Genomic DNA, 20,300 nt, shown 5'->3' on the forward strand with positions numbered 1-20,300 from the left:
CGGTCTCCGCGCTCTCACGATACGTGGCCCCCTCAATCCTTGGGGCTGAACGTCTTGAACGCCGTCTCGCGCATCGTCGTGCACTGCGGCCCGTCCCACTCGCTCGACGGGCACGTGATCATGATCGCGTAGCCGTGCGTCGCGTCGGCCCTGAAGCCCCGGTTGAGCACCCGCATCGTCCGTCCGCGCTCGACGCGCTCGAAGCTCCAGTCGGCGACGGTCGGATAGCCGTTGTAGTCGACCTTGTCGATGCCCAGGTGCCGGTAGCCGTTGCTGAGGCTCTTCACCGTCGGCACGGCCATGGCCCACGCGGACACCGCGTCGTTCTTGGGGCTGTCGTTGAAGTCGACCTGGATGCGCGGGTACCCGCCGTCCCTGCTGTATATCCCGCCGGAACTGCGCCCGGCTATCTTCGTGCGGTGGAAGCCCTTGGGCATCGCCATCGTGAACTTGAAGTCCGCGTCGACGACCGGTCCGTAGCCGGCGGGCAGGGCGCTGTCCTTGCCCTTGCCCTTGTCCTTGCCCGACTTGTCGGAATCGCCGCCCGCGCCGGATGACGCGCCGTCCGAAGGGCCGCCCTTCCCGCCGCCCTCCTGGCCCTGGCCCTCTTCCTGGCCCTGTCCCTTGCCGTTGCCGTTCCCGCTGCCGGACTTGTCGCCGCCCTTGCCGCCTTCGCCGGTCCCGGCCGACGTGGAGGTGCCGTTCTTGCCCTCGCCGCTCTTGTCGTCCTTCCCGCCGCCCCAGACGACGAACGCCAGGATCGTGCCGAGCACGGCCGCCGCTGCCACGACCGCGACGACCAGCAGCGTCTGCCGGGGCACCCGCTGGAGCAGCGGCTTCTGCCGGGCCGTGACGACCGTGGGCGGCACGGCGGGCGGCGGGGGCGCGGCGGCAAAGGCCGAAGCGGCCGCCACCGGCGCGGCCTTGGCGCTCCGCACGGACTTCAGCGCGCCCCTGACCCCGTCGGGCTTGGCCGCCCCGCCCTTCGCGGCCCCGCCCGCTCCGCCCGTCGCGGGCGGAGCGGGCGCGAGCGGCGGCAGCGGTACGGCCCTGGTGGCGTCCATCGGGGGCTCGGGCTCGGCGGGCCCCGGCGCGTCCGGGGCGTCGATCACGTCCTGGAGCAGTGCCCGCGCGCCCGCGTCGTCGAGCCGCTGCGCCGGGTCCTTGGCGAGGAGCCCGTAGATGACCTCCTCCAACTGCCCCGCGTTCTTCGGCGGGTCGAGCGGTTCGGTCATCACGGCGGTCAGCGTCGCGATCGCCGAGCCCTTGTCGTACGGCGGCGTGCCCTCGACGCTCGCGTACAGCAGTCCGCCCAGCGACCACAGGTCGGCGGCGGGGCCCGGCTTGTGGCCCCGCGCGCGCTCCGGCGAGATGTACGAGGGGGCGCCGACGAGCATGCCGGTCGAGGTGATGGACGGGTCGCCCTCGACCTGGGCGATGCCGAAGTCGGTGAGGACGACGCGGCCGTCGTCGGAGATCAGCACGTTGGACGGCTTCACGTCGCGGTGCAGGATGCCCTGGCGGTGGGCGGCGCGCAGCACGTCGAGGATGGCGAGCCCGACCTCGGCGGCCCGTCGGGGCGTCAACAGCCCGTCCTCGCGCACCACCTCGGCCAGCGACTTGCCCTCGATCAGCTCCATGACGATCCAGGGGCGGTCGTCCTCGTCGACCACGTCGTAGACGGTCACGGCGCCGGTGTTGCGGATCCTGGCGATCGCCTTGGCCTCGCGCAGCGTGCGCGTGATGAGGCGGCGCTTCTCCTCCTCGTCGATCGCCGAGGGGAAGCGCAACTCCTTGACCGCGACGGTCCGCCCCAGCGTCTCGTCGACGGCGCGCCAGACCGTACCCATGCCGCCACGGCCCAGCACCTCTCCGAGCCGGTACCGCCCGGCGAGAAGGCGCCCATCGTTGGTCCCCGATGCGCCCCGCGACTGCTCCGCCTCCGACATGCGACCCCTCTGCGATCCCTGATCTTCGCCCGCGTTGGCTGCGTCCCACAGTGATGCGGTAACCCGCCCTGGCAGAGCGTCCATTGTCCCTCACGCCGGGACCGCGAACGGCCCCGGGGCCACCTTGCCAGGCGCTCGGGCGTTTGAGGAGCGGGGTCCCCCGCACCCCCGCACCTCGAACGCTCAGACGTATCCGGCACCCCATCGGTTTCAGCCGGGGTCCGTCCCCCTCCGGCCGCGCGGCCCTCAGAGCGGGACGATGTCCGGCGCGCCGAGCCGCGCGGCGTCGGCCGTCAGGTCGTCGGGCTGGCGCTGCGATTCGCGCTCCGCCTGCACCCGCTTCTCGTAGTGCTCCACCTCCTTCTCGATCTGCTCCTTGTCCCAGCCGAGGACGGGGGCCATCAACTCCGCGCACTCCCGGGCGCTGCGCGTGCCGCGGTCGAAGGTCTCGATGGAGATGCGGGTGCGCCGCGTCAGCACGTCGTCGAGGTGCCTGGCCCCTTCGTGGGACGCGGCGTAGACGATCTCGGCCCTGAGGTAGTCGTCGGCGGCCGCCAGCGGCTCGCCCAGCGCGGGATCGGCCGCGATCAGCTCCAGCACCTCCTCGACCAGCGCGCCGTACCGGTTCAACAGGTGCTCCACGCGCACCACATGCAGCCCCGTGCGCGCCGCCGTCCCGGCCCGCGCGTTCCACAGCGCCTCGTACCCCTCGGCGCCGACCAGCGGGACGTTCTCCGTGACGCAGGCGGCGACGCGCTGGTCGAGGCCGTGCACGGCCTCGTCCACGGCGTCCTTGGCCATCACGCGGTACGTCGTGTACTTGCCGCCGGCCACGACCACGAGGCCCGGCACCGGGTGGGCCACCGTGTGCTCCCTGGAGAGCTTGCTGGTGGCGTCCGACTCGCCCGCGAGCAGCGGCCGCAGGCCCGCGTACACGCCCTGCACGTCGTCGCGGGTGAGGGGCACCGCGAGCACCGAGTTGACGTGCTCCAGGAGGTAGTCGATGTCGGCGCTGGAGGCGGCGGGGTGGGCCTTGTCCAGGTCCCAGTCCGTGTCGGTGGTGCCCACGATCCAGTGCCGCCCCCAGGGGATCACGAACAGCACGGACTTCTCGGTGCGCAGGATCAGCCCGGTCGTGGAGTGGATGCGGTCCTTGGGGACCACCAGGTGGATGCCCTTGGAGGCGCGGACGTGGAACTGTCCGCGCTCGCCGATCAGCGCCTGCGTGTCGTCCGTCCACACGCCGGTGGCGTTGACCACCTGTCTGGCCCTGATCTCGTACTCGCCGCCCGCCTCGACGTCCTGCACGCGGGCGCCGACGACCCGCTCGCCCTCGCGCAGGAAGCCCACGACGCGCGCCCGGCTCGCGGCCTTCGCGCCGTAGCTCGCGGCCGTGCGCACCAGGGTCGCCACGAAACGCGCGTCGTCCATCTGCGCGTCGTAGTACTGCAACGCTCCCACCAGCGCGTCCTTGCGCAACGCGGGTGCGACCCGCAGGGCGTGGCGGCGCGTCAGGTGCCGGTGCACCGGCAGGCCGCGGCCGTGGCCGCGCGCCATGGACATCGCGTCGTAGAGCGCGACGCCCGAGCCCGCGTACCACCTCTCCCAGCCCTTGTGCTGGAGCGGGTACAGGAACGGCACCGGCTTCACCAGGTGCGGCGCGAGCCGCTCCAGCAGCAGTCCGCGCTCCTTCAGCGCCTCGCGCACCAGCGCGAAGTCGAGCATCTCCAGGTAGCGCAGCCCGCCGTGGATCAGCTTGCTCGACCTGCTCGACGTCCCCGACGCCCAGTCGCGCGCCTCGACCAGGCCGGTCGAGAGGCCGCGCGTGACCGCGTCGAGCGCGGTCCCCGCGCCGACCACGCCCGCCCCGACGACCAGCACGTCCAGCTCGCGCTCGGCCATCGCCGCGAGCGCCTCCGCGCGCTCCGTGGGTCCCAGTGTTGCCGTCCTCACCGCTGCCTCCCGTGGATCGGGGTGGTCGGGATCACATGCCCGCGGTTCCGATTCTGTCCGGGGCCACCGACATCGGCCACCGCCTACCCACGACCTGTGGACAACACCTGCCACCCCCGAAGCCTCAATTCCGGCATAACCGTCATATTTACAACTAGTCTGACATTGCGTTGTCCACAGCAGTTGCGCTCACCGCATCCACCGGTTAAGGGAAGGACGGCCACCCATGCCCGCAGACCTCGCCGTCATCGGACTCGGCCACCTCGGCCTCCCCCTCGCCCAGGCCGCCGTAGCCGCCGGCATCGAGACCATCGGGTACGACACCGACCCACGCCCACTGGCCGCCCTGGCCGCGGGCCACTCCCCCGTGGACGGCCCCCTCACCGCGGCCGACGTCCGCCGGATGCTCTCCGGCGGCTTCCGCCCCACCACCAACCCCGCCGACCTCGGGCGCGTGCGCACCGCCGTCATCTGCGCCCCCACCCCGCTCGGCCCCGACCGCGCCCAGGACCTCGGCGCCGTCGCCGAGTCCGCCCGCGCGCTCGCCGCCCGGCTGCGCCCGCACACCACCGTGCTGCTGGAGTCCGCCGCGCACCCCGGCACCACCGAGGACTTCCTGCGCCCCATCCTGGAGGCGGGCTCGGGACTGCGCGCGGGCCGCGACTTCCACCTCGCGTACTCCCCCAGCCGCCTCGACCCCGGCAGCCGCACCCACGCCTACGCCCACACCCCGCGCGTCATCGGCGGCCTCACCCCCGCCTGCACCGAGTCGGCCGCCGCCTTCTACGGCCGCCTCACCGACAAGGTCGTCCGCGCCAAGGGCCCCCGCGAGGCCGAGATGACCCAGCTCCTGGAGACCAACTTCAGGCACGTGAACATCGCCCTGGTCAACGAGATGGCCGTGCTCTGCCACGACCTGGGCGTCGACCTCTGGGACGTCATCCGCTGCGCCGAGACCAAGCCCTTCGGCTTCCAGGCGTTCCGCCCCGGACCCGGCGTCGGCGGCCACGGCGTCCCCATCGACCCCTCCTACCTCCCGCACGCCGGGCGCACCCCGGGCCACCCGCTGCGCATGGTCGGCCTCGCCCAGGAGATCAACGACCGCATGCCGCAGTACGTGATCCAGCGCTGCGCCACCCTCCTCAACGAGCACGGCAAGTCCGCCCGCGCGGCCCGCGTGCTCCTGCTCGGCGTCACGTACAAACCCGATCTCGCGGACCGCCGGAACTCCCCCGCGGCCGAGATCGCCCAGCGCCTCATGGACCTCGGCGCCTCGGTCAGCTACCACGACCCGTACGTCCCCGACTGGCGCGTGCGCGACGTCCCCGTCCCCCGCGCCGACTCCCTCTACGAGGCCGCCGCCCACGCCGACCTGACCGTCCTGCTCCAGCACCACCGCACGTACGACCTCCAAGGGCTGTCGGTGAAGGCCCAGCTCCTGCTGGACACCCGGGGCGCGACCCCGACGGGCGCCGCGCACCGGCTCTGAGAACAGCGTGCAACGACTCAGAAACGGACCGCTGCACCGTCACACCGGCCTGCTAGCCTGCGGCGTCACTTACCGCACATCCGTGCGCACGCGCTTCCAGGGGGACACCAGCATGAGCCAGCCCTACCCACCCCAGCCCGGAAACGGCCAGAACCCGTACGGGGCCCCCGGCCACGGCCAGCCCCAGGGCGGCTACGGCGCCCCGCAGGGCGGTTACGGCCAGCCCCAGGGCGGCTACCCGCCCCAGGGTGGATACGGCCCCGGCCCCGGCGGCTACGGTCCCGGCCCCTTCCCGCCCCAGCCGCAGGGCAACGTGGGCCTCGGGCTGCTCGCCGCCTTCGTGACGGCGCTCGTCGCCGGCGCGGTCTACGGCGGCATAGCCGGCGCCATCGACAAGGAGATCGGCTGGGCGGCCATCGGCGTCGGCTTCGTCACCGGCCTGGTGGCGGCCAAGGTCGGCGGCCGCAACGCGGCGCTCGGCGTCGTCAGCGCGCTGTTCTCGGCCGGCGCGGTCTACCTCGGCCAGCTGATCGCCATCGCGGTGATCATCTCCGACCGCTTCGGCGTCTCGTTCTCCAAGGTGTTCTTCGACCACTTCGACACGCTGCCGAAGGTGTGGAAGGAGGACGCCGACGCGATGACCTGGCTCTTCTTCGCCCTCGCCGCCGTCGCCGCGTTCTCCGGCTCCCGCAAGCTCAACCAGTAGCCCGCACACGCCGAAGGGCCGTACCGCGCTCGGCGCGGTACGGCCCTTCGGCGTGTGCGAGGGTCAGCGGCGGTGCTGCGAGTCCGCGACCGTCACCTCGACGCGCTGGAACTCCTTGAGCTCGCTGTAGCCCGTGGTGGCCATCGCGCGGCGCAGGGCGCCGAAGATGTTCATCGAGCCGTCGGGGGTGTGCGAGGGCCCGCACAGGACCTCCTCGGTGGTCCCGACGATGCCCAGGTCCACCAGCTTGCCGCGCGGCACGTCCTCGTGGACGGCCTCCATGCCCCAGTGGCGGCCCTTGCCGGGCGCGTCCGTGGCGCGCGCCAGCGGGGAGCCCATCATCACGGCGTCGGCGCCGCAGGCGACGGCCTTGGGCAGGTCGCCGGACCAGCCCACGCCGCCGTCCGCGATCACGTGCACGTACCGGCCGCCGGACTCGTCCATGTAGTCCCGGCGCGCGGCCGCGACGTCCGCGACGGCGGTCGCCATCGGGACCTGGATGCCCAGCACGTTGCGGGTGGTGTGCGCGGCGCCGCCGCCGAAGCCCACCAGCACGCCCGCCGCGCCCGTGCGCATCAGGTGCAGGGCCGCGGTGTACGTGGCGCAGCCGCCGACGATGACCGGCACGTCCAGCTCGTAGATGAACTGCTTCAGGTTCAGCGGCTCGGCGGCGCCCGACACGTGCTCGGCGGAGACGGTCGTGCCGCGGATCACGAAGATGTCCACGCCCGCGTCGACGACGGCCTTGGAGAACTGCGCGGTGCGCTGCGGGGAGAGCGCGGCGGCGGTGACCACGCCCGAGTCGCGCACCTCCTTGATGCGCTGCCCGATCAGCTCTTCCTTGATCGGGGCGGCGTAGATCTCCTGCAGACGGCGGGTGGCGCGCTCCTCGTCCATCCCGGTGATCTCGTCGAGCAGCGGCTGCGGGTCCTCGTAGCGGGTCCACAGTCCTTCGAGGTTGAGCACGCCGAGGCCGCCGAGCTCGCCGATGCGGATCGCGGTCGCCGGGGAGACCACCGAGTCCATCGGGGCCGCCAGGAAGGGCAGCTCGAACCGGTAGGCGTCGATCTGCCAGGCGATCGAGACCTCCTTCGGGTCCCGCGTACGGCGGCTCGGGACGACGGCGATGTCGTCGAACGCGTACGCCCTGCGGCCGCGCTTGCCGCGCCCGATCTCGATCTCAGTCACGATGTGTGGCCTTTCCCTCTATGTCTGCGCCTACCAGTATCGCCGACACACGCCGCAGGGGCGGCCCCGGGAATTCCGGGGCCGCCCCTGCTGCCGCGCGCGGACTACTTGCGGCTGTAGTTCGGTGCCTCGACCGTCATCTGGATGTCGTGCGGGTGGCTCTCCTTGAGGCCAGCCGAGGTGATCCGGACGAAGCGGCCGTTGGTCTGGAGCTCGGGGACCGTGCGCCCGCCGACGTAGAACATCGACTGGCGCAGGCCGCCGGTGAGCTGGTGGACGACCGCGGAGAGCGGGCCGCGGTAGGGCACCTGGCCCTCGATGCCCTCCGGGATGAGCTTGTCGTCCGTGCCGACGCCCTCCTGGAAGTACCGGTCCTTGGAGAAGGACTTGCGGTCGCCGCGGGACTGCATCGCGCCGAGCGAGCCCATGCCGCGGTACGACTTGAACTGCTTGCCGTTGATGAACAGCAGCTCGCCCGGCGACTCCTCGCAGCCCGCCAGGAGCGAGCCGAGCATCACCGTGTCGGCGCCCGCGACGAGCGCCTTGGCGATGTCGCCGGAGTACTGGAGGCCGCCGTCGCCGATGACCGGGACGCCCGCGGCCTTGGCGGCGAGGGACGCCTCGTAGATCGCGGTGACCTGCGGGACGCCGATGCCGGCGACGACGCGGGTGGTGCAGATGGAGCCGGGGCCCACGCCGACCTTGATGCCGTCGACGCCGGCGTCGATCAGGGCCTGGGCGCCGTCGCGGGTGGCGATGTTGCCGCCGATGACGTCCACGCCCGAGGAGTTCGACTTGATCTTGGCGACCATGTCGCCGACCAGCCGGGAGTGGCCGTGCGCGGTGTCGACGACGATGAAGTCGACGCCCGCCTCGATCAGCGCCTGGGCCCGCTCGAAGGAGTCGCCTGCGACGCCCACGGCCGCGCCGACCAGCAGCCGGCCGTCCTTGTCCTTCGCGGCGTTGGGGTACTTCTCCGCCTTGACGAAGTCCTTGACCGTGATGAGGCCCTTGAGGATGCCGCCCTCGTCGACCAGCGGCAGCTTCTCGATCTTGTGGCGGCGCAGCAACTCCATGGCGTCCACGCCGGAGATGCCGACCTTGCCGGTGACCAGCGGCATGGGGGTCATGACCTCGCGCACCCGGCGCGTGCGGTCCGACTCGAAGGCCATGTCGCGGTTGGTGACGATGCCCAGCAGTTTGCCCGCGGCGTCGGTGACCGGCACGCCGCTGATGCGGAACTTGGCGCACAGCTCGTCGGCGTCGGCCAGCGTGGCGTCCGGGCGGACGGTGATCGGGTCGGTCACCATGCCGGACTCGGAGCGCTTCACCAGGTCGACCTGGTTGGCCTGGTCGGCGATGGAGAGGTTGCGGTGGAGCACGCCCGCGCCGCCCTGGCGGGCCATGGCGATGGCCATCCGGGACTCGGTGACCTTGTCCATCGCCGCCGAGAGCAGCGGGATGTTCACCCGTACGTTCTTCGAGATGTACGAGGAGGTGTCGATCTGGTCGGGCGCCATGTCCGACGCGCCCGGCAGCAGCAGCACGTCGTCGTAGGTCAGCCCGAGTGTCGCGAATTTCTCGGGCACTCCGTCGACGTTTGTCATGACACCTTCCCCAAATGGTCTTGATCGGTGCGGATGTCCATGCTAACGGGCTCCGAGGGTGTCTCATTCCACGATGAAGATCACCATACGGTTTCGTACATTCGCACGAGTACATGCGTGTGTACGGAACGTACTGGCGCGCCGGGCCCGCACCGTCGCCGCCCGGCCCGCCCTCACTGCTCGGCCAGCGCCCTCAGCCGGCTCAGCGCGCGGTGCTGTGCGACCCGCACCGCGCCGGGAGACATGCCGAGCATCTGGCCGGTCTCTTCGGCGGTCAGTCCGACCGCGACCCGCAGCACCAGTAGTTCGCGCTGGTTCTCCGGGAGGTTGGCGAGCAGTTTCTTGGCCCATTCGGCGTCGCTGCTGAGCAGCGCGCGCTCCTCGGGGCCCAGTGAGTCGTCGGGGCGCTCCGGCATCTCGTCGGAGGGCACGGCGGTGGATCCGGGGTGCCGCATGGCGGCGCGCTGGAGGTCGGCGACCTTGTGTCCCGCGATGGCGAAGACGAACGCCTCGAAGGGGCGCCCGGTGTCCTTGTAGCGCGGCAGGGCCATGAGCACGGCGACGCAGACCTCCTGTGCGAGGTCCTCGACGAAGTGGCGGGCGTCACCCGGGAGGCGGTTCAGCCGGGTGCGGCAGTAGCGCAGGGCCAGGGGGTGGACGTGCGCGAGGAGGTCGTGGGTGGCCTGCTCGTCACCGTCGACGGCACGGTGCACGAGGGCACCGATGCCCCCGGGGGCAGCCACAGCCTCGTCGTCACGCATCGGTCCATGGTGCCCCGGCGCAGGCCGGTTCATGTCACCACGCCCACGGTTGTGCATCGAAGCGTTATGAGCGGGTGCCGCGCCGGAAGTCATGTCCTGCGCCCTCCCCTTCCGCTCGTCGTCCGAATCGTTCCCGAGGAACTCCACCCCTCAAGGATGCGGCATCGCGCGAGAAACCGTTGCCGCCACCGCGACACCGGCTGCGTCGCCCCGTCCGCCGCGGGGCGGACGGGGATGCGACAGGCCCTGGCGGACCGGGCCCTAGCGGACCAGGCCCCAGCGGAAACCGAGCGCGACGGCGTGCGCGCGGTCCGATGCGCCGAGCTTCTTGAAGAGCCTCCTGGCGTGCGTCTTCACGGTGTCCTCGGAGAGGAAGAGCTCGCGCCCGATCTCCGCGTTGGACCTGCCGTGGCTCATGCCTTCGAGGACCTGGATCTCGCGCGCGGTGAGCGTGGGCGCCGCGCCCATCTCGGCGGAGCGCAGCCGACGCGGGGCGAGCCGCCAGGTCGGGTCGGCGAGCGCCTGGGTGACCGTCGCCCGCAGTTCGGCGCGCGAGGCGTCCTTGTGCAGGTATCCGCGGGCACCGGCGGCGACGGCGAGCGCCACGCCGTCCAGGTCCTCCGCGACGGTCAGCATGATGATGCGGGCGCCGGGGTCGGCGGAGAGCAGTCGGCGGACCGTCTCCACACCGCCCAGGCCCGGCATCCGGACGTCCATCAGAATCAGGTCCGAGCGATCCGCGCCCCAGCGGCGGAGGACTTCCTCGCCGTTGGCCGCGGTGGTCACGCGCTCGACGCCGGGCACGGTCGCGACCGCACGGCGCAGCGCCTCTCGGGCGAGCGGGGAGTCGTCGCAGACGAGGACGGATGTCATGACTGACCTCCGCGGCTCTCGCAGCTGTTGCGCGTCACCTTGAGCCTCCAGGCTGGTTACGTATCGTCACCTGAGCGGTTGACGCCCTCGGACACCTGCCCGAGCGCTCTTTCTGCCAACCGCCTCCGCACTCTCAACGACGGTCACTCGAAAGAGTTACGGGTCGGACACCCACCTTCGGCACTCTACGTGAGGGGCTGCGCACGCAGGAGAGCGTCGCACCCGTACCGCCCCGGTTTAAACCTATGCCCTATTTGGCGGCTTTTCTTCCCTTTTCATGGTGTCTGTGGCTAGATTCGCAATGAGTCATATTTACATCTACTTACACAGCAGATGTACGGTCACTCTGGCACGAAGGGGCAAGCAATGGCAGATTTCTCCCGCCTTCCCGGACCCAACGCAGACCTGTGGGACTGGCAGCTCCTTGCCGCCTGCCGCGGCGTGGACAGCTCGCTCTTCTTCCACCCGGAGGGCGAGCGGGGTGCGGCACGGAGCGCGCGCGAGAACTCCGCGAAAGAGGTGTGCATGCGCTGCCCGGTCCGTGCCGAGTGCGCGGCGCACGCCCTCGCGGTGAGAGAGCCCTACGGAGTGTGGGGCGGACTGACCGAGGACGAGCGCGAGGAACTCATGGGCCGCGCGCGCAACCGACTCATCACGGCGACGGCGACGACCCCGAACGGGGCCGCGCGGGTCTCGGCGGGCCCGGCGCCCGCGGGCGCCGGACGCGCCTGACTCCGCCTCCGGCCACGATCGAAGAAACGTTCATGCGCCGTCTGGAGCACGGCGCGGCGGCGATGTCCGCACGCTGAGCCCGGCGCCGTACCGGCGCGCCCTCAGCGGGTCGCGGCCCTGGACAGCTCGTCCAGGGTCGCCGCCACCGCCGGGACCTGCGCCAGGTCAGGCAGCGTCAGCGCGACGATGCCGCGCACCACCGCCGGCTCCACGGCGACGGTGCTCACGCCCTTGGGGCGCATCGTCTCGATGGCCAGCTCGGGCAGCACGGCCACGCCCAGGCCCGCCCCGACCAGGCCCATCACGGCCGGGTAGTCGTCGGTGGCGAAGTCGATGCGCGGGGTGAACCCGGACTCCTCGCAGACCTCGACCAGTTGGCGGCGGCAGCGCGGGCAGCCCGCGATCCACGGCTCGTCGGCCAGCTCCGCGATGCCGACCGTCCCCGCCCCGGCCAGCCGGTGCCCCTCGGGGACCAGGCCGACCAGGCGGTCGTCCAGCAGCGGCCGCACCACGAGGTCCGCCCAGTCCTCCCGTTCCGCGCCCGTCGTCCCGTACCGGAAGGCGAGCGCGATGTCGCAGTCGCCCTCGCGCAGCATCTCGACCGAGCGCGGCGGCTCCGCGTCGACCAGGGACACGCGCGTGCCCGGGTGGGCGGCGCGCAGCGCGGCCAGCGCGGAGGGCACCAGCGTGGAGCTGCCGCTGGGGAACGACACCAGGCGCACCCGGCCCGCCCTGAGCCCCGCGATGGCCGCGACCTCCTCCTCGGCGGCGGTCAGCCCGGCGAGGATCCCCGCGGCGTGGCGCACCAGGGCCTCGCCCGCCTGGGTCAGCCGCATCTCGCGGCCCGTGCGGATCAGCAGGGGGGTGCCGGCCGACGTCTCCAGCGCCTTCATCTGCTGGCTGACGGCGGGCTGCGTACAGCCCAGTTCGCGCGCGGCGGCGGAGAAGGAGCCGGTGGCGGCGACGGCGCGCAGGACACGGAGGTGGCGGGCTTCGATCACCGTACGAGCATAAGCGAATCTTTGATCGACCGGGCGATATTGACGTGTGACTTTGGGGACGATCGGGTTAGCGTGCCGGTATGAAGCTTCTCAGTGTGAACGCGGGGCGACCCGCGGACGCGGATTTCACCGATGCTCCCGGCGGCCGGACCGCGATCGACAAGCGGCCCGTGGACGGGGCCGTACGGGTGACGGACCCCGGACCCGCCGGGGTGGGCGGCAGCGGGCTGGCCGGTGACGCCGTCTGCGACCTGCGGCACCACGGCGGGAGCGACCAGGCGGTGTACGCCTTCGCCCGCGAGGACCTGGACGTGTGGGAGGAGGAGCTGGGGCGGACGCTGGCCAACGGCGCCTTCGGCGAGAACCTCACCACCGTCGGCGTCGACGTGACCGGCGCGAAGCTGGGCGAGCGCTGGCGGGTCGGGGACTCCCTCGTCCTCGAAGTGACCAGCGGACGCATCCCCTGCCGGACGTTCCAGGGGCACATCGGGGAGAAGGGCTGGGTGAAGCGCTTCACCCAGCACGGCGTTTCGGGGGCGTACCTGCGCGTCGTCGAGCCGGGCGAGATCCGCGCCGGCGACCCGGTCGAGATCGTGCACCGGCCCGACCACGAGGTGACCGTCGCCGTCGCGTTCCGGGCCGCGACCGTCGAACGCGCCCTGCTGCCGCTGATGCTGACGATCGGTGAGGCGCCCCACCACAAGCTGATCGAGGACGCGAAGGCGTACGTGGCCAAGTACGGGCACTAACGTTCACGTATGACGACTGCACTGATCACGGGCTCCACGGCGGGAATCGGGGCGGCCTTCGCGCGCCGCCTGGCGAAGGACGGGCACGACCTGGTGCTGGTGGCCCGGGACACCGAGCGGCTGCGGGACCAGGCGACCGAACTCCACGACCGGCACGGCATCGAGGCCGAGGTGCTGACCGCCGACCTGTCGTCGGAGGACGGGATCGGTGCCGTCGAGGCGCGGCTCTCGGACCGCAAGAACCCCGTCGACCTGCTGGTCAACAACGCCGGGTTCGGCAACAAGGGCCGGTTCCTCGAAGTCTCCATGGCCGACGAGCTGACGATGCTGAAGGTGCACTGCGAGGCGGTGCTCAGGCTGACGAGCGCGGCGGCCTCCGTCATGGCGGAGCGCGGACGCGGCGGGGTCGTCAACGTCGCGTCCGTGGCCGCCTTCGTGCCGCGCGGCACCTACGGGGCGAGCAAGGCGTGGGTCGTGCAGTTCACCCAGGGCGCGGCCAAGGACCTGGCGGGCAGCGGGGTGCGGCTGATGGCGCTCTGCCCCGGATTCGTACGGACGGAGTTCCACCAGCGCGCCGGGATGGGCACCGACAACATCCCCGGCTGGATGTGGCTCGACGCCGACAAGCTGGTGGCCGCCGCGCTCACCGACCTGGCGCGGGGCAGGACGCTGTCGATCCCCGACCCCCGCTACAAGGCGCTGATGGGCGTCGTGAAGCTGGCCCCGCGCGGGCTGCTCGGCGGGGTCAGCTCGCGGGCGGGCCGCAAGTACGGCCCCAAGTGAGGCCGAACGTCCTGCTCGCGATGGGCTCCGGGGTCGCCGACCGGCTCTTCACCGACCGCCAGCTGGCTAGGCTCGCCGAGCTGTCGCGCACCGATCCGCGCCTGGTCGCCCACGACCTGACCGCGCCCACCCCGCCCGTCGCCGCGGCCCTCGCCGGGGCCGACGCCCTGCTCACCTGCTGGGGCGCGCCGCCGCTCACCGCCGACGTGCTCGCCGCCGCGCCCCGGCTGCGCGCCGTCGTGCACGCGGCGGGCTCGGTCAAGCAGCACGTCACGGACGCCTGTTGGGAGCGCGGCATCGCCGTGGCCTGCGCGGCGGGCGCCAACGCGCGGCCCGTCGCCGAGTACACGCTCGCCGCGATCCTCTTCGCCAACAAGCGCGTCCTGTCCTCCGCGCACCGCCACCGCGCCCTGCGCACCGCCCGCGACTGGCACGCCGAGTTCGAAGGGGCGGGCAACTACCGCCGTACGGTGGGCGTCGTCGGCGCCTCCCGCGTCGGGCGCCGGGTCATCGAGCTGCTGCGCCCCTTCGACCTGACGGCCCTGCTGTACGACCCCCACGTCACGGACGCCGAAGCCGCCGCGCTCGGCGTCGAGCGGGTGTCCCTGGACGAGCTCTGCGCGCGCGGCTCCGTGGTCTCGGTGCACGCGCCCGAGGTCCCGGAGACCCACCACATGATCGGCGCCCGGCAGTTGGCGCTGATGGCGGACGGCGCGACGCTGGTCAACACCGCGCGCGGCGCGCTGGTCGACGAGGCGGCGCTGCTGCCCGAGCTGGTCTCGGGCCGGCTGCACGCGGTCATCGACGTGACGGACCCGGAGCCGCCGGACCCCGCGTCGCCGCTGTACGACCTGCCGAACGTGCTGCTCACCCCGCACGTCGCGGGGTCGCTCGGCGGCGAGCTGCACCGCATGGCCGAGCACGCGCTGGACGAGCTGGAGCGCTTCGCGCACGGGCTGCCCTTCGCCGACCCGGTGCGGCCCCAGACGCTGGGGCACTCGGCGTAGCGGCGGGAACGCCGAGGCCCGGCGCCCCCTCGACGGGGACACCGGGCCTCGGTACCGAATCAGGCGATCAGTGCGAGTGACCGTGGCCGTGGCCGGCCTCGGCCTCGTCCTCTTCCTTCTTCTCGACGACCAGGGTCTCGGTCGTGAGCAGCAGGGAGGCGATCGACGCGGCGTTCTCCAGGGCGGAGCGCGTGACCTTGACCGGGTCGATGACGCCGGCCTTCACCAGGTCGCCGTACTCGCCGGTCGCGGCGTTGAAGCCCTGGCCCTTCTCCAGCTCCGCCACCTTCGAGGTGATGACGTAGCCCTCGAGGCCGGCGTTCTCGGCGATCCAGCGCAGCGGCTCGACGGCGGCGCGGCGGACCACGGCGACACCGGTGGCCTCGTCGCCGGTCTTGTCGAGGTTGCCCTCCAGGACCTTGACGGCGTGGACCAGCGCGGAGCCGCCACCGGAGACGATGCCCTCCTCGACCGCGGCGCGGGTCGCGGAGATGGCGTCCTCCAGACGGTGCTTCTTCTCCTTCAGCTCCACCTCGGTGGCGGCGCCGACCTTGATGACGCACACGCCGCCGGCCAGCTTCGCGAGGCGCTCCTGGAGCTTCTCGCGGTCCCAGTCGGAGTCCGTGGCGTCGATCTCGGCCTTGATCTGGTTGACGCGGCCGGCGACGTCCTCGGAGCTGCCGCCACCCTCGACGATGGTGGTGTCGTCCTTGGAGACGGTCACGCGGCGGGCGGTGCCCAGCACGTCCAGACCGGCCTGGTCGAGCTTGAGGCCGACCTCTTCGGCGATGACGGTGGCACCGGTGAGGGTGGCCATGTCCTGGAGCATCGCCTTGCGGCGGTCGCCGAAGCCGGGGGCCTTGACCGCGACGGCGTTGAACGTGCCGCGGATCTTGTTGACGACCAGGGTGGAGAGCGCCTCGCCCTCGACGTCCTCGGCGATGATCAGCAGCGGCTTGGAGCCACCGGCCTGGATGACCTTCTCCAGGAGGGGCAGCAGGTCCTGGATGGCGCCGATCTTGCCCTGGTGGATCAGGATGTACGGGTCGTCGAGGACGGCCTCCATGCGCTCCTGGTCGGTCACCATGTACGGCGAGAGGTAGCCCTTGTCGAAGGCCATGCCCTCGGTGAAGTCGAGCTCCAGGCCGAAGGTGTTGGACTCCTCGACGGTGATGACACCGTCCTTGCCGACCTTGTCCATGGCCTCGGCGATGAGCTCGCCGACCTGCTGGTCCTGGGCGGACAGCGCGGCGACGGCGGCGATGTCGGTCTTGTCCTCGATCGGGCGGGCGGTCGCGAGGAGGTCCTCGGACACGGCCTTGACCGCGGCGTCGATGCCCTTCTTCAGGGCGGCCGGGGAGGCGCCGGCGGCGACGTTGCGCAGGCCCTCGCGGACGAGCGCCTGGGCCAGGACGGTGGCGGTGGTGGTGCCGTCACCAGCGATGTCGTTGGTCTTGGTCGCCACCTCCTTCACCAGCTGGGCGCCGAGGTTCTCGTACGGGTCCTCGATCTCGACCTCGCGGGCGATCGTGACACCGTCGTTGGTGATGGTGGGGGCGCCGAACTTCTTGTCGATGACGACGTTGCGGCCCTTGGGGCCGATCGTCACCTTGACCGTGTCGGCAAGCTTGTTGACGCCGCGCTCAAGGGCGCGACGGGCGTCCTCGTCGAACTTCAGGATCTTCGCCATGGAGCTTTCTCAGTCCTCTCGAAAACGAACTGCGCCCCTGTCCGCCCGGCTGAATGGTTCGCAGGGGGCCAGGGGCGCAGATCAAAAAGCTGGGTGAAATTACTTCTCGATGATCGCGAGCACGTCGCGAGCCGAGAGGACGAGGTACTCGTCGCCGTTGTACTTCACCTCGGTGCCGCCGTACTTGCTGTAGAGCACGACATCGCCGACGGTCACGTCGAGCGGGAGGCGCTCGCCGTTCTCGAAGCGGCCCGGTCCCACGGCCAGGACGACGCCCTCCTGGGGCTTCTCCTTGGCGGTGTCCGGGATGACCAGGCCGGAGGCCGTGGTCTGCTCGGCGTCGAGCGGCTGGACCACGATGCGGTCCTCAAGCGGCTTGATGGCAACCTTGGAGCTGGCGGTCGACACGATCCGGTCTCCCCCTTCGGAGATCTCACGGGGTTAACTGTGCTGGGGTGGCGACCAGGTCGATCCGTCGTCGCGGGTGCCGGACCTGCCCGTCGCTGTGTTGGCACTCTCCAGTGGTGAGTGCCAGACCCGAGACTATGACCGCGATTAGCACTCGGTCAAGCGGAGTGCCAATCAACCACCCGTCACGGTGTCCCGGCGGGGCCTCGCGGCAGGCCCTTCCGGTACGGAGAACGCACCCGCGCACGGGCCGGTTCCACATCTGCCCCGCGAGACTCAGACGTAGTCCTCCAGACGCGCCACCGCGAAACCCTGCTCCTGGATGCGGCGCAGCATCCGGGTCGTCATCTCGGTGAGCGTCGTGCCCTTGAGCTCGGCCGGCCCCCTGAAGTGGGCCAGCACGATGTCGCCGGGGCGCAGCCGGGCGCCCTCGTCCGCGTACCGCATGTCGTGGATCTGCATCGAGGCCCGCCACAGCACCACCGCGTCGACGCCGCACGCGCGCGCCGCCCTGAGCGTGTCGCGGTCGTACGCGCCGTACGGCGGCCGGAACAGCCGGGGGCTCGTGCCGAAGCGGGCCTTCAGCCGGTCCTGCTGGCCGCAGATCTCGGCGCGCTGCCCCTCGTAGGAGAGCGTCCGCAGGTCGGGGTGGCTGACGGAGTGGTTCTGCACCGTCGCGCCCGCCGCGGACAGTCGGGCGAAGTGGTCGTAGCCGGACCTGGCCACGCTGTCCGTGAGGAACATGCTGATCGGGAGTTTCAGGTCCCCGACCATCCTGAGGAAGGCGGGATCGCGCTCCGCGCCGTCGTCGAAGGTGAGGAAGACGACCTTCTCGTCGGTCCGCACCCGGTCCAGTACGAAGGGCCCGGAGGGTTTGGCGCGCGGCGGCGCGGGGGGCGGGGCGAGCGGTTTCGCCAGCCCCCACGCGGCGTGCGCGGCGCGCCGGTCCGGTGCGCCCTGCGCCCCGGTCCCGGCCTTCCCCTCCGGGCTCACCGAGCCCTTCGGGCGGACGCTCTGCGCCGCCTTGCGGCCGATCCGTTCGATCGGGTCGACGGACTGCGCGCACCCCGAGAGGAGGAGCGCACCGGCTGCCAGCGTGCCGGCCAACAGCCGGTGCGCGCGGATCACAGATAGTCCTCCAGCTTCGCCACCGCGTAGCCCTTGTCGGTGATCGTCTTCATGACCCGGCGGATCATGTCGGGCATGGTGCCCTTCCAGTCCCCGCGGCCCCGGAAGTGCGTGAGGACGATGTCGCCGGGGTGCAGGTCCCGGTCCCACTCGCGCCACTCCATGTGGTCGGGGAACGCCTCGGCGGCCCACAGGGGCACGGCCTTCACGCCGCAGGACTGTGCGGCGCGCAGCGTGTCGGCGTTGTAGTTGCCGTAGGGCGGCCTGAAGAGGGTGGGGCGCTTGCCGTACCGCTTCTCGATGGTGTCCTGCTGTCCGCAGATCTCCCGGTGCTGCTGGGCGTAGGAGAGGGCGGGCATGTAGCGGTGGTTGAGGGTGTGGTTGTGGAGGGTGACGCCCCGGTCCTGCATCTTCTTGAAGTACGGGTAGTCCTCGCGGACCAGGTAGTCGCTGAGGAAGGCGCTGTACGGGATGGACAGCTCGGTCATCATCCGCAGCAGCTCGGGGTCCTTCTCGGCGCCGTCGTCGATCGTCAGGAAGACGACCTTGTCCTTGGTCGGGACGGTGGTGAAGACCGGCGGCAGGCCGGGGCCCGCGGAGAATCCCTCGCGCGTGGTGATGCTCGGCTTGACGGCGGGCGGCGGCGGGGCGGGCAGCGGGGTCTTGGCCAGGCCCCAGCGCCTGGCCGCGGCGACCCGCGCGGCCTGGGCGCGCGCCAGCTTCTCGGAGTAGGCGGCGAGGGCGCCCGCGGCGCCCTGCTCCGCCTGCTGTCCCGCGGCGGGCCCGGCGGGCCGCCGCTCGACGTCGCCGCCGGAGTCGCCCGACGCGCACCCGGCCGCGACGGTGGCGACGAGCAGGGCACAGAGCGCGGAGCGCAGGCCGCGGCCCCGTCCGGTGCGGGTCCGCACTGCCCCGGCGCGGCCCCGTACAGCGAGGCGCTTCGTCACAAACTGTTCCTTTTGTCGTACTAGCTGCATGGCGCCGCATCCTGTCAGCAGCAACCGCGACACCCCGGCCGACACCGCCGCCGGGCGCGGACCGTCCCCCGACTGGCTCACAATGGGTGGGGTGACCGCTCTCGACATCTTCCAGGCCCTGCTCACCGACGAGGGCCTGGAACTGCTCGCCTCGCTCCGCGACCACGACCCGTCCCAGGAGCTGGCCGTCGCCACCAGGCTCCGCCGCGAGCACTCCCCCGAGCTGGTCTCCGCGGCCATCGGACAGGCCAGGCTGCGGCAGCGGGCGGTCGCGAAGTTCGGCGCCGACGACGCGTACCGGATGTTCTTCACGCCGCACGGCGTCGAACAGTCCACCCGCGCCTCCGTCGGGGCCCACCGCGCGGCGCGCCTCAAGGAACAGGGCGTCACGAGCGTCGCCGACCTGTGCTGCGGCAACGGCGGCGACGCGATCGCGCTGGCCAGGGCCGGGATCTCGGTCCTCGCCGTGGACCGCGACCCGCTCACGGCCGAGGTGGCGCGCGCCAACGCGGCGGCGCTCGGCCTCGACGCCCTGATCGAGGTGCGCTGCGCGGACGTCACGGAGGTCGACCCCGAGCCGTACGACGCGGTGTTCGTGGACCCCGCGCGGCGCGGCGGGCGCGGCCGGATCTTCGACCCCGAGGCGTACTCACCGCCCCTTTCCTGGGCCGTGGAGACCGCTCTGGCGGCCCCGCGCGCCGCGCTGAAGATCGCGCCCGGCATCCCGCACGAGGCGGTGCCCGCGGAGGCCGAGGCGGAGTGGATCTCGGACGGCGGGGACGTCAAGGAGGCCGTGCTCTGGTTCGGCACGGCCCCGGGGCTGCGCCGCGCGACCCTGCTGCCGTCGGGCGCCGCGCTCACCGGGCGCGGACTGCCCGACCCGGAGGTCCGCGGAGTCGGGCGGTACCTGTACGAGCCCGACGGCGCCGTCATCCGGGCGCACCTGGTGGCGGAGGTCGCCGACGAACTGGACGGCGGGCTGGTCGACGAAACGATCGCGTACGTCACGGCGGACGAGCTGCGCCCCACTCCGTACGCCGCCGCCTACGAGATCACCGACGAGCTGCCGTTCAACATGAAGAAGCTCAAGGCCCTGCTGCGCGAGCGGGGCGTCGGCAACCTCACCGTGAAGAAGCGCGGCTCGGCGGTGGAGCCCGAGGAGGTCCGCCGCAAGGTCAAGCCGCAGGGCCCGGCGTCCGCGACGGTGATCCTCACGCGGGTCGCCGGAGCCCCGACGATGCTGATCGGCCGGCCGGTACGGGCCTGAGGCCCGGGGTCCCGAGGCCTGGGTCCCGGGTC

At 72.0% G+C, this 20,300-nt stretch carries 18 protein-coding genes; 7 read left to right on the forward strand and 11 right to left on the reverse strand.

Annotated elements, in window-relative coordinates; all coding sequences use genetic code 11:
* Positions 1 to 32: 32 nt before the first annotated feature.
* Both ACIBNE_RS21900 and ACIBNE_RS21905 read right to left on the reverse strand, forming a co-directional pair.
* Complete coding sequence (locus tag ACIBNE_RS21900) at positions 33 to 1,949, reverse strand: serine/threonine-protein kinase (RefSeq protein WP_399273952.1); 1,917 nt, start codon at positions 1,947 to 1,949, stop codon at positions 33 to 35.
* 246 nt (positions 1,950 to 2,195) lie between these two features.
* The gene (locus tag ACIBNE_RS21905; protein ID WP_399273954.1) at positions 2,196 to 3,902 is read right to left on the reverse strand and encodes a glycerol-3-phosphate dehydrogenase/oxidase; all 1,707 of its coding nucleotides are present in this window, start codon (positions 3,900 to 3,902) and stop codon (positions 2,196 to 2,198) included.
* Between the two features lie 226 nt (positions 3,903 to 4,128).
* On the opposite strand from ACIBNE_RS21905, the gene ACIBNE_RS21910 reads away from it, so the two are divergent.
* Together ACIBNE_RS21910 and ACIBNE_RS21915 are read left to right on the forward strand one after the other, a co-directional pair.
* Positions 4,129 to 5,391 carry a nucleotide sugar dehydrogenase gene (locus ACIBNE_RS21910; RefSeq protein ID WP_399273955.1) on the forward strand — a complete coding sequence of 421 codons (1,263 nt, stop codon included), beginning with the start codon at positions 4,129 to 4,131 and terminating at the stop codon, positions 5,389 to 5,391.
* A 112-nt stretch (positions 5,392 to 5,503) separates the two neighbouring features.
* The gene (locus ACIBNE_RS21915) at positions 5,504 to 6,097 is read left to right on the forward strand and encodes a hypothetical protein (protein WP_399273956.1); all 594 of its coding nucleotides are present in this window, start codon (positions 5,504 to 5,506) and stop codon (positions 6,095 to 6,097) included.
* A 63-nt stretch (positions 6,098 to 6,160) separates the two neighbouring features.
* Here ACIBNE_RS21915 and ACIBNE_RS21920 read toward each other — a convergent pair whose 3' ends face one another.
* From ACIBNE_RS21920 to ACIBNE_RS21935, 4 genes are all read right to left on the reverse strand, one after another.
* Complete coding sequence (locus tag ACIBNE_RS21920) at positions 6,161 to 7,285, reverse strand: GuaB3 family IMP dehydrogenase-related protein (protein ID WP_399273957.1); 1,125 nt, start codon at positions 7,283 to 7,285, stop codon at positions 6,161 to 6,163.
* Positions 7,286 to 7,389: 104 nt separating this feature from the next.
* Entirely contained in the window at positions 7,390 to 8,892 is a 1,503-nt protein-coding gene (gene guaB, locus ACIBNE_RS21925) for an IMP dehydrogenase (RefSeq protein ID WP_399273959.1), read from the reverse strand.
* Positions 8,893 to 9,065: 173 nt separating this feature from the next.
* The gene (locus tag ACIBNE_RS21930; protein ID WP_399273961.1) at positions 9,066 to 9,653 is read right to left on the reverse strand and encodes a sigma-70 family RNA polymerase sigma factor; all 588 of its coding nucleotides are present in this window, start codon (positions 9,651 to 9,653) and stop codon (positions 9,066 to 9,068) included.
* Positions 9,654 to 9,914: 261 nt separating this feature from the next.
* Positions 9,915 to 10,526 carry a response regulator transcription factor gene (locus ACIBNE_RS21935; protein WP_003948568.1) on the reverse strand — a complete coding sequence of 204 codons (612 nt, stop codon included), beginning with the start codon at positions 10,524 to 10,526 and terminating at the stop codon, positions 9,915 to 9,917.
* Between the two features lie 366 nt (positions 10,527 to 10,892).
* On the opposite strand from ACIBNE_RS21935, the gene ACIBNE_RS21940 reads away from it, so the two are divergent.
* Positions 10,893 to 11,258 (forward strand): WhiB family transcriptional regulator, encoded by a 366-nt coding sequence (locus ACIBNE_RS21940; protein ID WP_399273963.1) that lies wholly within the window; start codon positions 10,893 to 10,895, stop codon positions 11,256 to 11,258.
* A gap of 101 nt (positions 11,259 to 11,359) precedes the next feature.
* Here the strand turns inward: ACIBNE_RS21940 and ACIBNE_RS21945 are convergent, their stop codons facing one another.
* A complete protein-coding gene (locus tag ACIBNE_RS21945; RefSeq protein ID WP_399273964.1) occupies positions 11,360 to 12,259 on the reverse strand; it encodes a LysR family transcriptional regulator in 900 nt (299 codons plus the stop codon).
* Positions 12,260 to 12,339: 80 nt separating this feature from the next.
* Here ACIBNE_RS21945 and ACIBNE_RS21950 point away from each other — a divergent pair, with 80 nt between their 5' ends.
* The 3 genes from ACIBNE_RS21950 to ACIBNE_RS21960 are packed head-to-tail and all read left to right on the forward strand — an operon-like array spanning position 12,340 to position 14,798.
* The gene (locus ACIBNE_RS21950) at positions 12,340 to 13,008 is read left to right on the forward strand and encodes an MOSC domain-containing protein (protein ID WP_399273965.1); all 669 of its coding nucleotides are present in this window, start codon (positions 12,340 to 12,342) and stop codon (positions 13,006 to 13,008) included.
* Between the two features lie 9 nt (positions 13,009 to 13,017).
* Positions 13,018 to 13,791: an SDR family NAD(P)-dependent oxidoreductase gene (locus tag ACIBNE_RS21955; protein WP_399273967.1), complete on the forward strand. Its 774-nt coding sequence runs from the start codon at positions 13,018 to 13,020 to the stop codon at positions 13,789 to 13,791.
* A gap of 20 nt (positions 13,792 to 13,811) precedes the next feature.
* Positions 13,812 to 14,798 carry a hydroxyacid dehydrogenase gene (locus ACIBNE_RS21960; protein WP_399274268.1) on the forward strand — a complete coding sequence of 329 codons (987 nt, stop codon included), beginning with the start codon at positions 13,812 to 13,814 and terminating at the stop codon, positions 14,796 to 14,798.
* A gap of 67 nt (positions 14,799 to 14,865) precedes the next feature.
* Here the strand turns inward: ACIBNE_RS21960 and groL are convergent, their stop codons facing one another.
* From groL to ACIBNE_RS21980, 4 genes are all read right to left on the reverse strand, one after another.
* Positions 14,866 to 16,488 carry a chaperonin GroEL gene (gene groL / locus ACIBNE_RS21965; RefSeq protein ID WP_399273969.1) on the reverse strand — a complete coding sequence of 541 codons (1,623 nt, stop codon included), beginning with the start codon at positions 16,486 to 16,488 and terminating at the stop codon, positions 14,866 to 14,868.
* A 99-nt stretch (positions 16,489 to 16,587) separates the two neighbouring features.
* Entirely contained in the window at positions 16,588 to 16,896 is a 309-nt protein-coding gene (gene groES, locus ACIBNE_RS21970) for a co-chaperone GroES (protein WP_399273971.1), read from the reverse strand.
* Positions 16,897 to 17,172: 276 nt separating this feature from the next.
* Entirely contained in the window at positions 17,173 to 18,024 is an 852-nt protein-coding gene (locus ACIBNE_RS21975) for a polysaccharide deacetylase family protein (protein ID WP_399273973.1), read from the reverse strand.
* On the reverse strand, positions 18,021 to 19,001 hold the full coding sequence (locus ACIBNE_RS21980; protein WP_399273975.1) for a polysaccharide deacetylase family protein: 981 nt from the start codon (positions 18,999 to 19,001) through the stop codon (positions 18,021 to 18,023). Before ACIBNE_RS21980 ends, ACIBNE_RS21975 begins: the two co-directional genes overlap by 4 nt.
* Before the next feature lie 82 nt (positions 19,002 to 19,083).
* On the opposite strand from ACIBNE_RS21980, the gene ACIBNE_RS21985 reads away from it, so the two are divergent.
* Entirely contained in the window at positions 19,084 to 20,268 is a 1,185-nt protein-coding gene (locus ACIBNE_RS21985) for a methyltransferase domain-containing protein (protein ID WP_399274270.1), read from the forward strand.
* The last annotated feature ends 32 nt before the right edge of the window (positions 20,269 to 20,300 follow it).

Source organism: Streptomyces sp. NPDC050504 (assembly GCF_044458065.1).
GTDB lineage: Bacteria > Actinomycetota > Actinomycetes > Streptomycetales > Streptomycetaceae > Streptomyces.

Bases quoted from the DNA above. Each gene is read 5' to 3' on its own strand.
- ACIBNE_RS21900 (WP_399273952.1), bottom strand. From the start codon at position 1,949: ATGTCGGAGGCGGAGCAGTCGCGGGGCGCATCGGGGACCAACGATGGG.
- ACIBNE_RS21910 (WP_399273955.1), top strand. From the start codon at position 4,129: ATGCCCGCAGACCTCGCCGTCATCGGACTCGGCCACCTCGGCCTCCCC.
- ACIBNE_RS21915 (WP_399273956.1), top strand. From the start codon at position 5,504: ATGAGCCAGCCCTACCCACCCCAGCCCGGAAACGGCCAGAACCCGTAC.
- guaB (WP_399273959.1), bottom strand. From the start codon at position 8,892: ATGACAAACGTCGACGGAGTGCCCGAGAAATTCGCGACACTCGGGCTG.
- ACIBNE_RS21930 (WP_399273961.1), bottom strand. From the start codon at position 9,653: ATGCGTGACGACGAGGCTGTGGCTGCCCCCGGGGGCATCGGTGCCCTC.
- ACIBNE_RS21935 (WP_003948568.1), bottom strand. From the start codon at position 10,526: ATGACATCCGTCCTCGTCTGCGACGACTCCCCGCTCGCCCGAGAGGCG.
- ACIBNE_RS21940 (WP_399273963.1), top strand. From the start codon at position 10,893: ATGGCAGATTTCTCCCGCCTTCCCGGACCCAACGCAGACCTGTGGGAC.
- ACIBNE_RS21950 (WP_399273965.1), top strand. From the start codon at position 12,340: ATGAAGCTTCTCAGTGTGAACGCGGGGCGACCCGCGGACGCGGATTTC.
- ACIBNE_RS21955 (WP_399273967.1), top strand. From the start codon at position 13,018: ATGACGACTGCACTGATCACGGGCTCCACGGCGGGAATCGGGGCGGCC.
- ACIBNE_RS21960 (WP_399274268.1), top strand. From the start codon at position 13,812: ATGGGCTCCGGGGTCGCCGACCGGCTCTTCACCGACCGCCAGCTGGCT.
- groL (WP_399273969.1), bottom strand. From the start codon at position 16,488: ATGGCGAAGATCCTGAAGTTCGACGAGGACGCCCGTCGCGCCCTTGAG.
- ACIBNE_RS21980 (WP_399273975.1), bottom strand. From the start codon at position 19,001: ATGCAGCTAGTACGACAAAAGGAACAGTTTGTGACGAAGCGCCTCGCT.
- ACIBNE_RS21985 (WP_399274270.1), top strand. From the start codon at position 19,084: ATGGGTGGGGTGACCGCTCTCGACATCTTCCAGGCCCTGCTCACCGAC.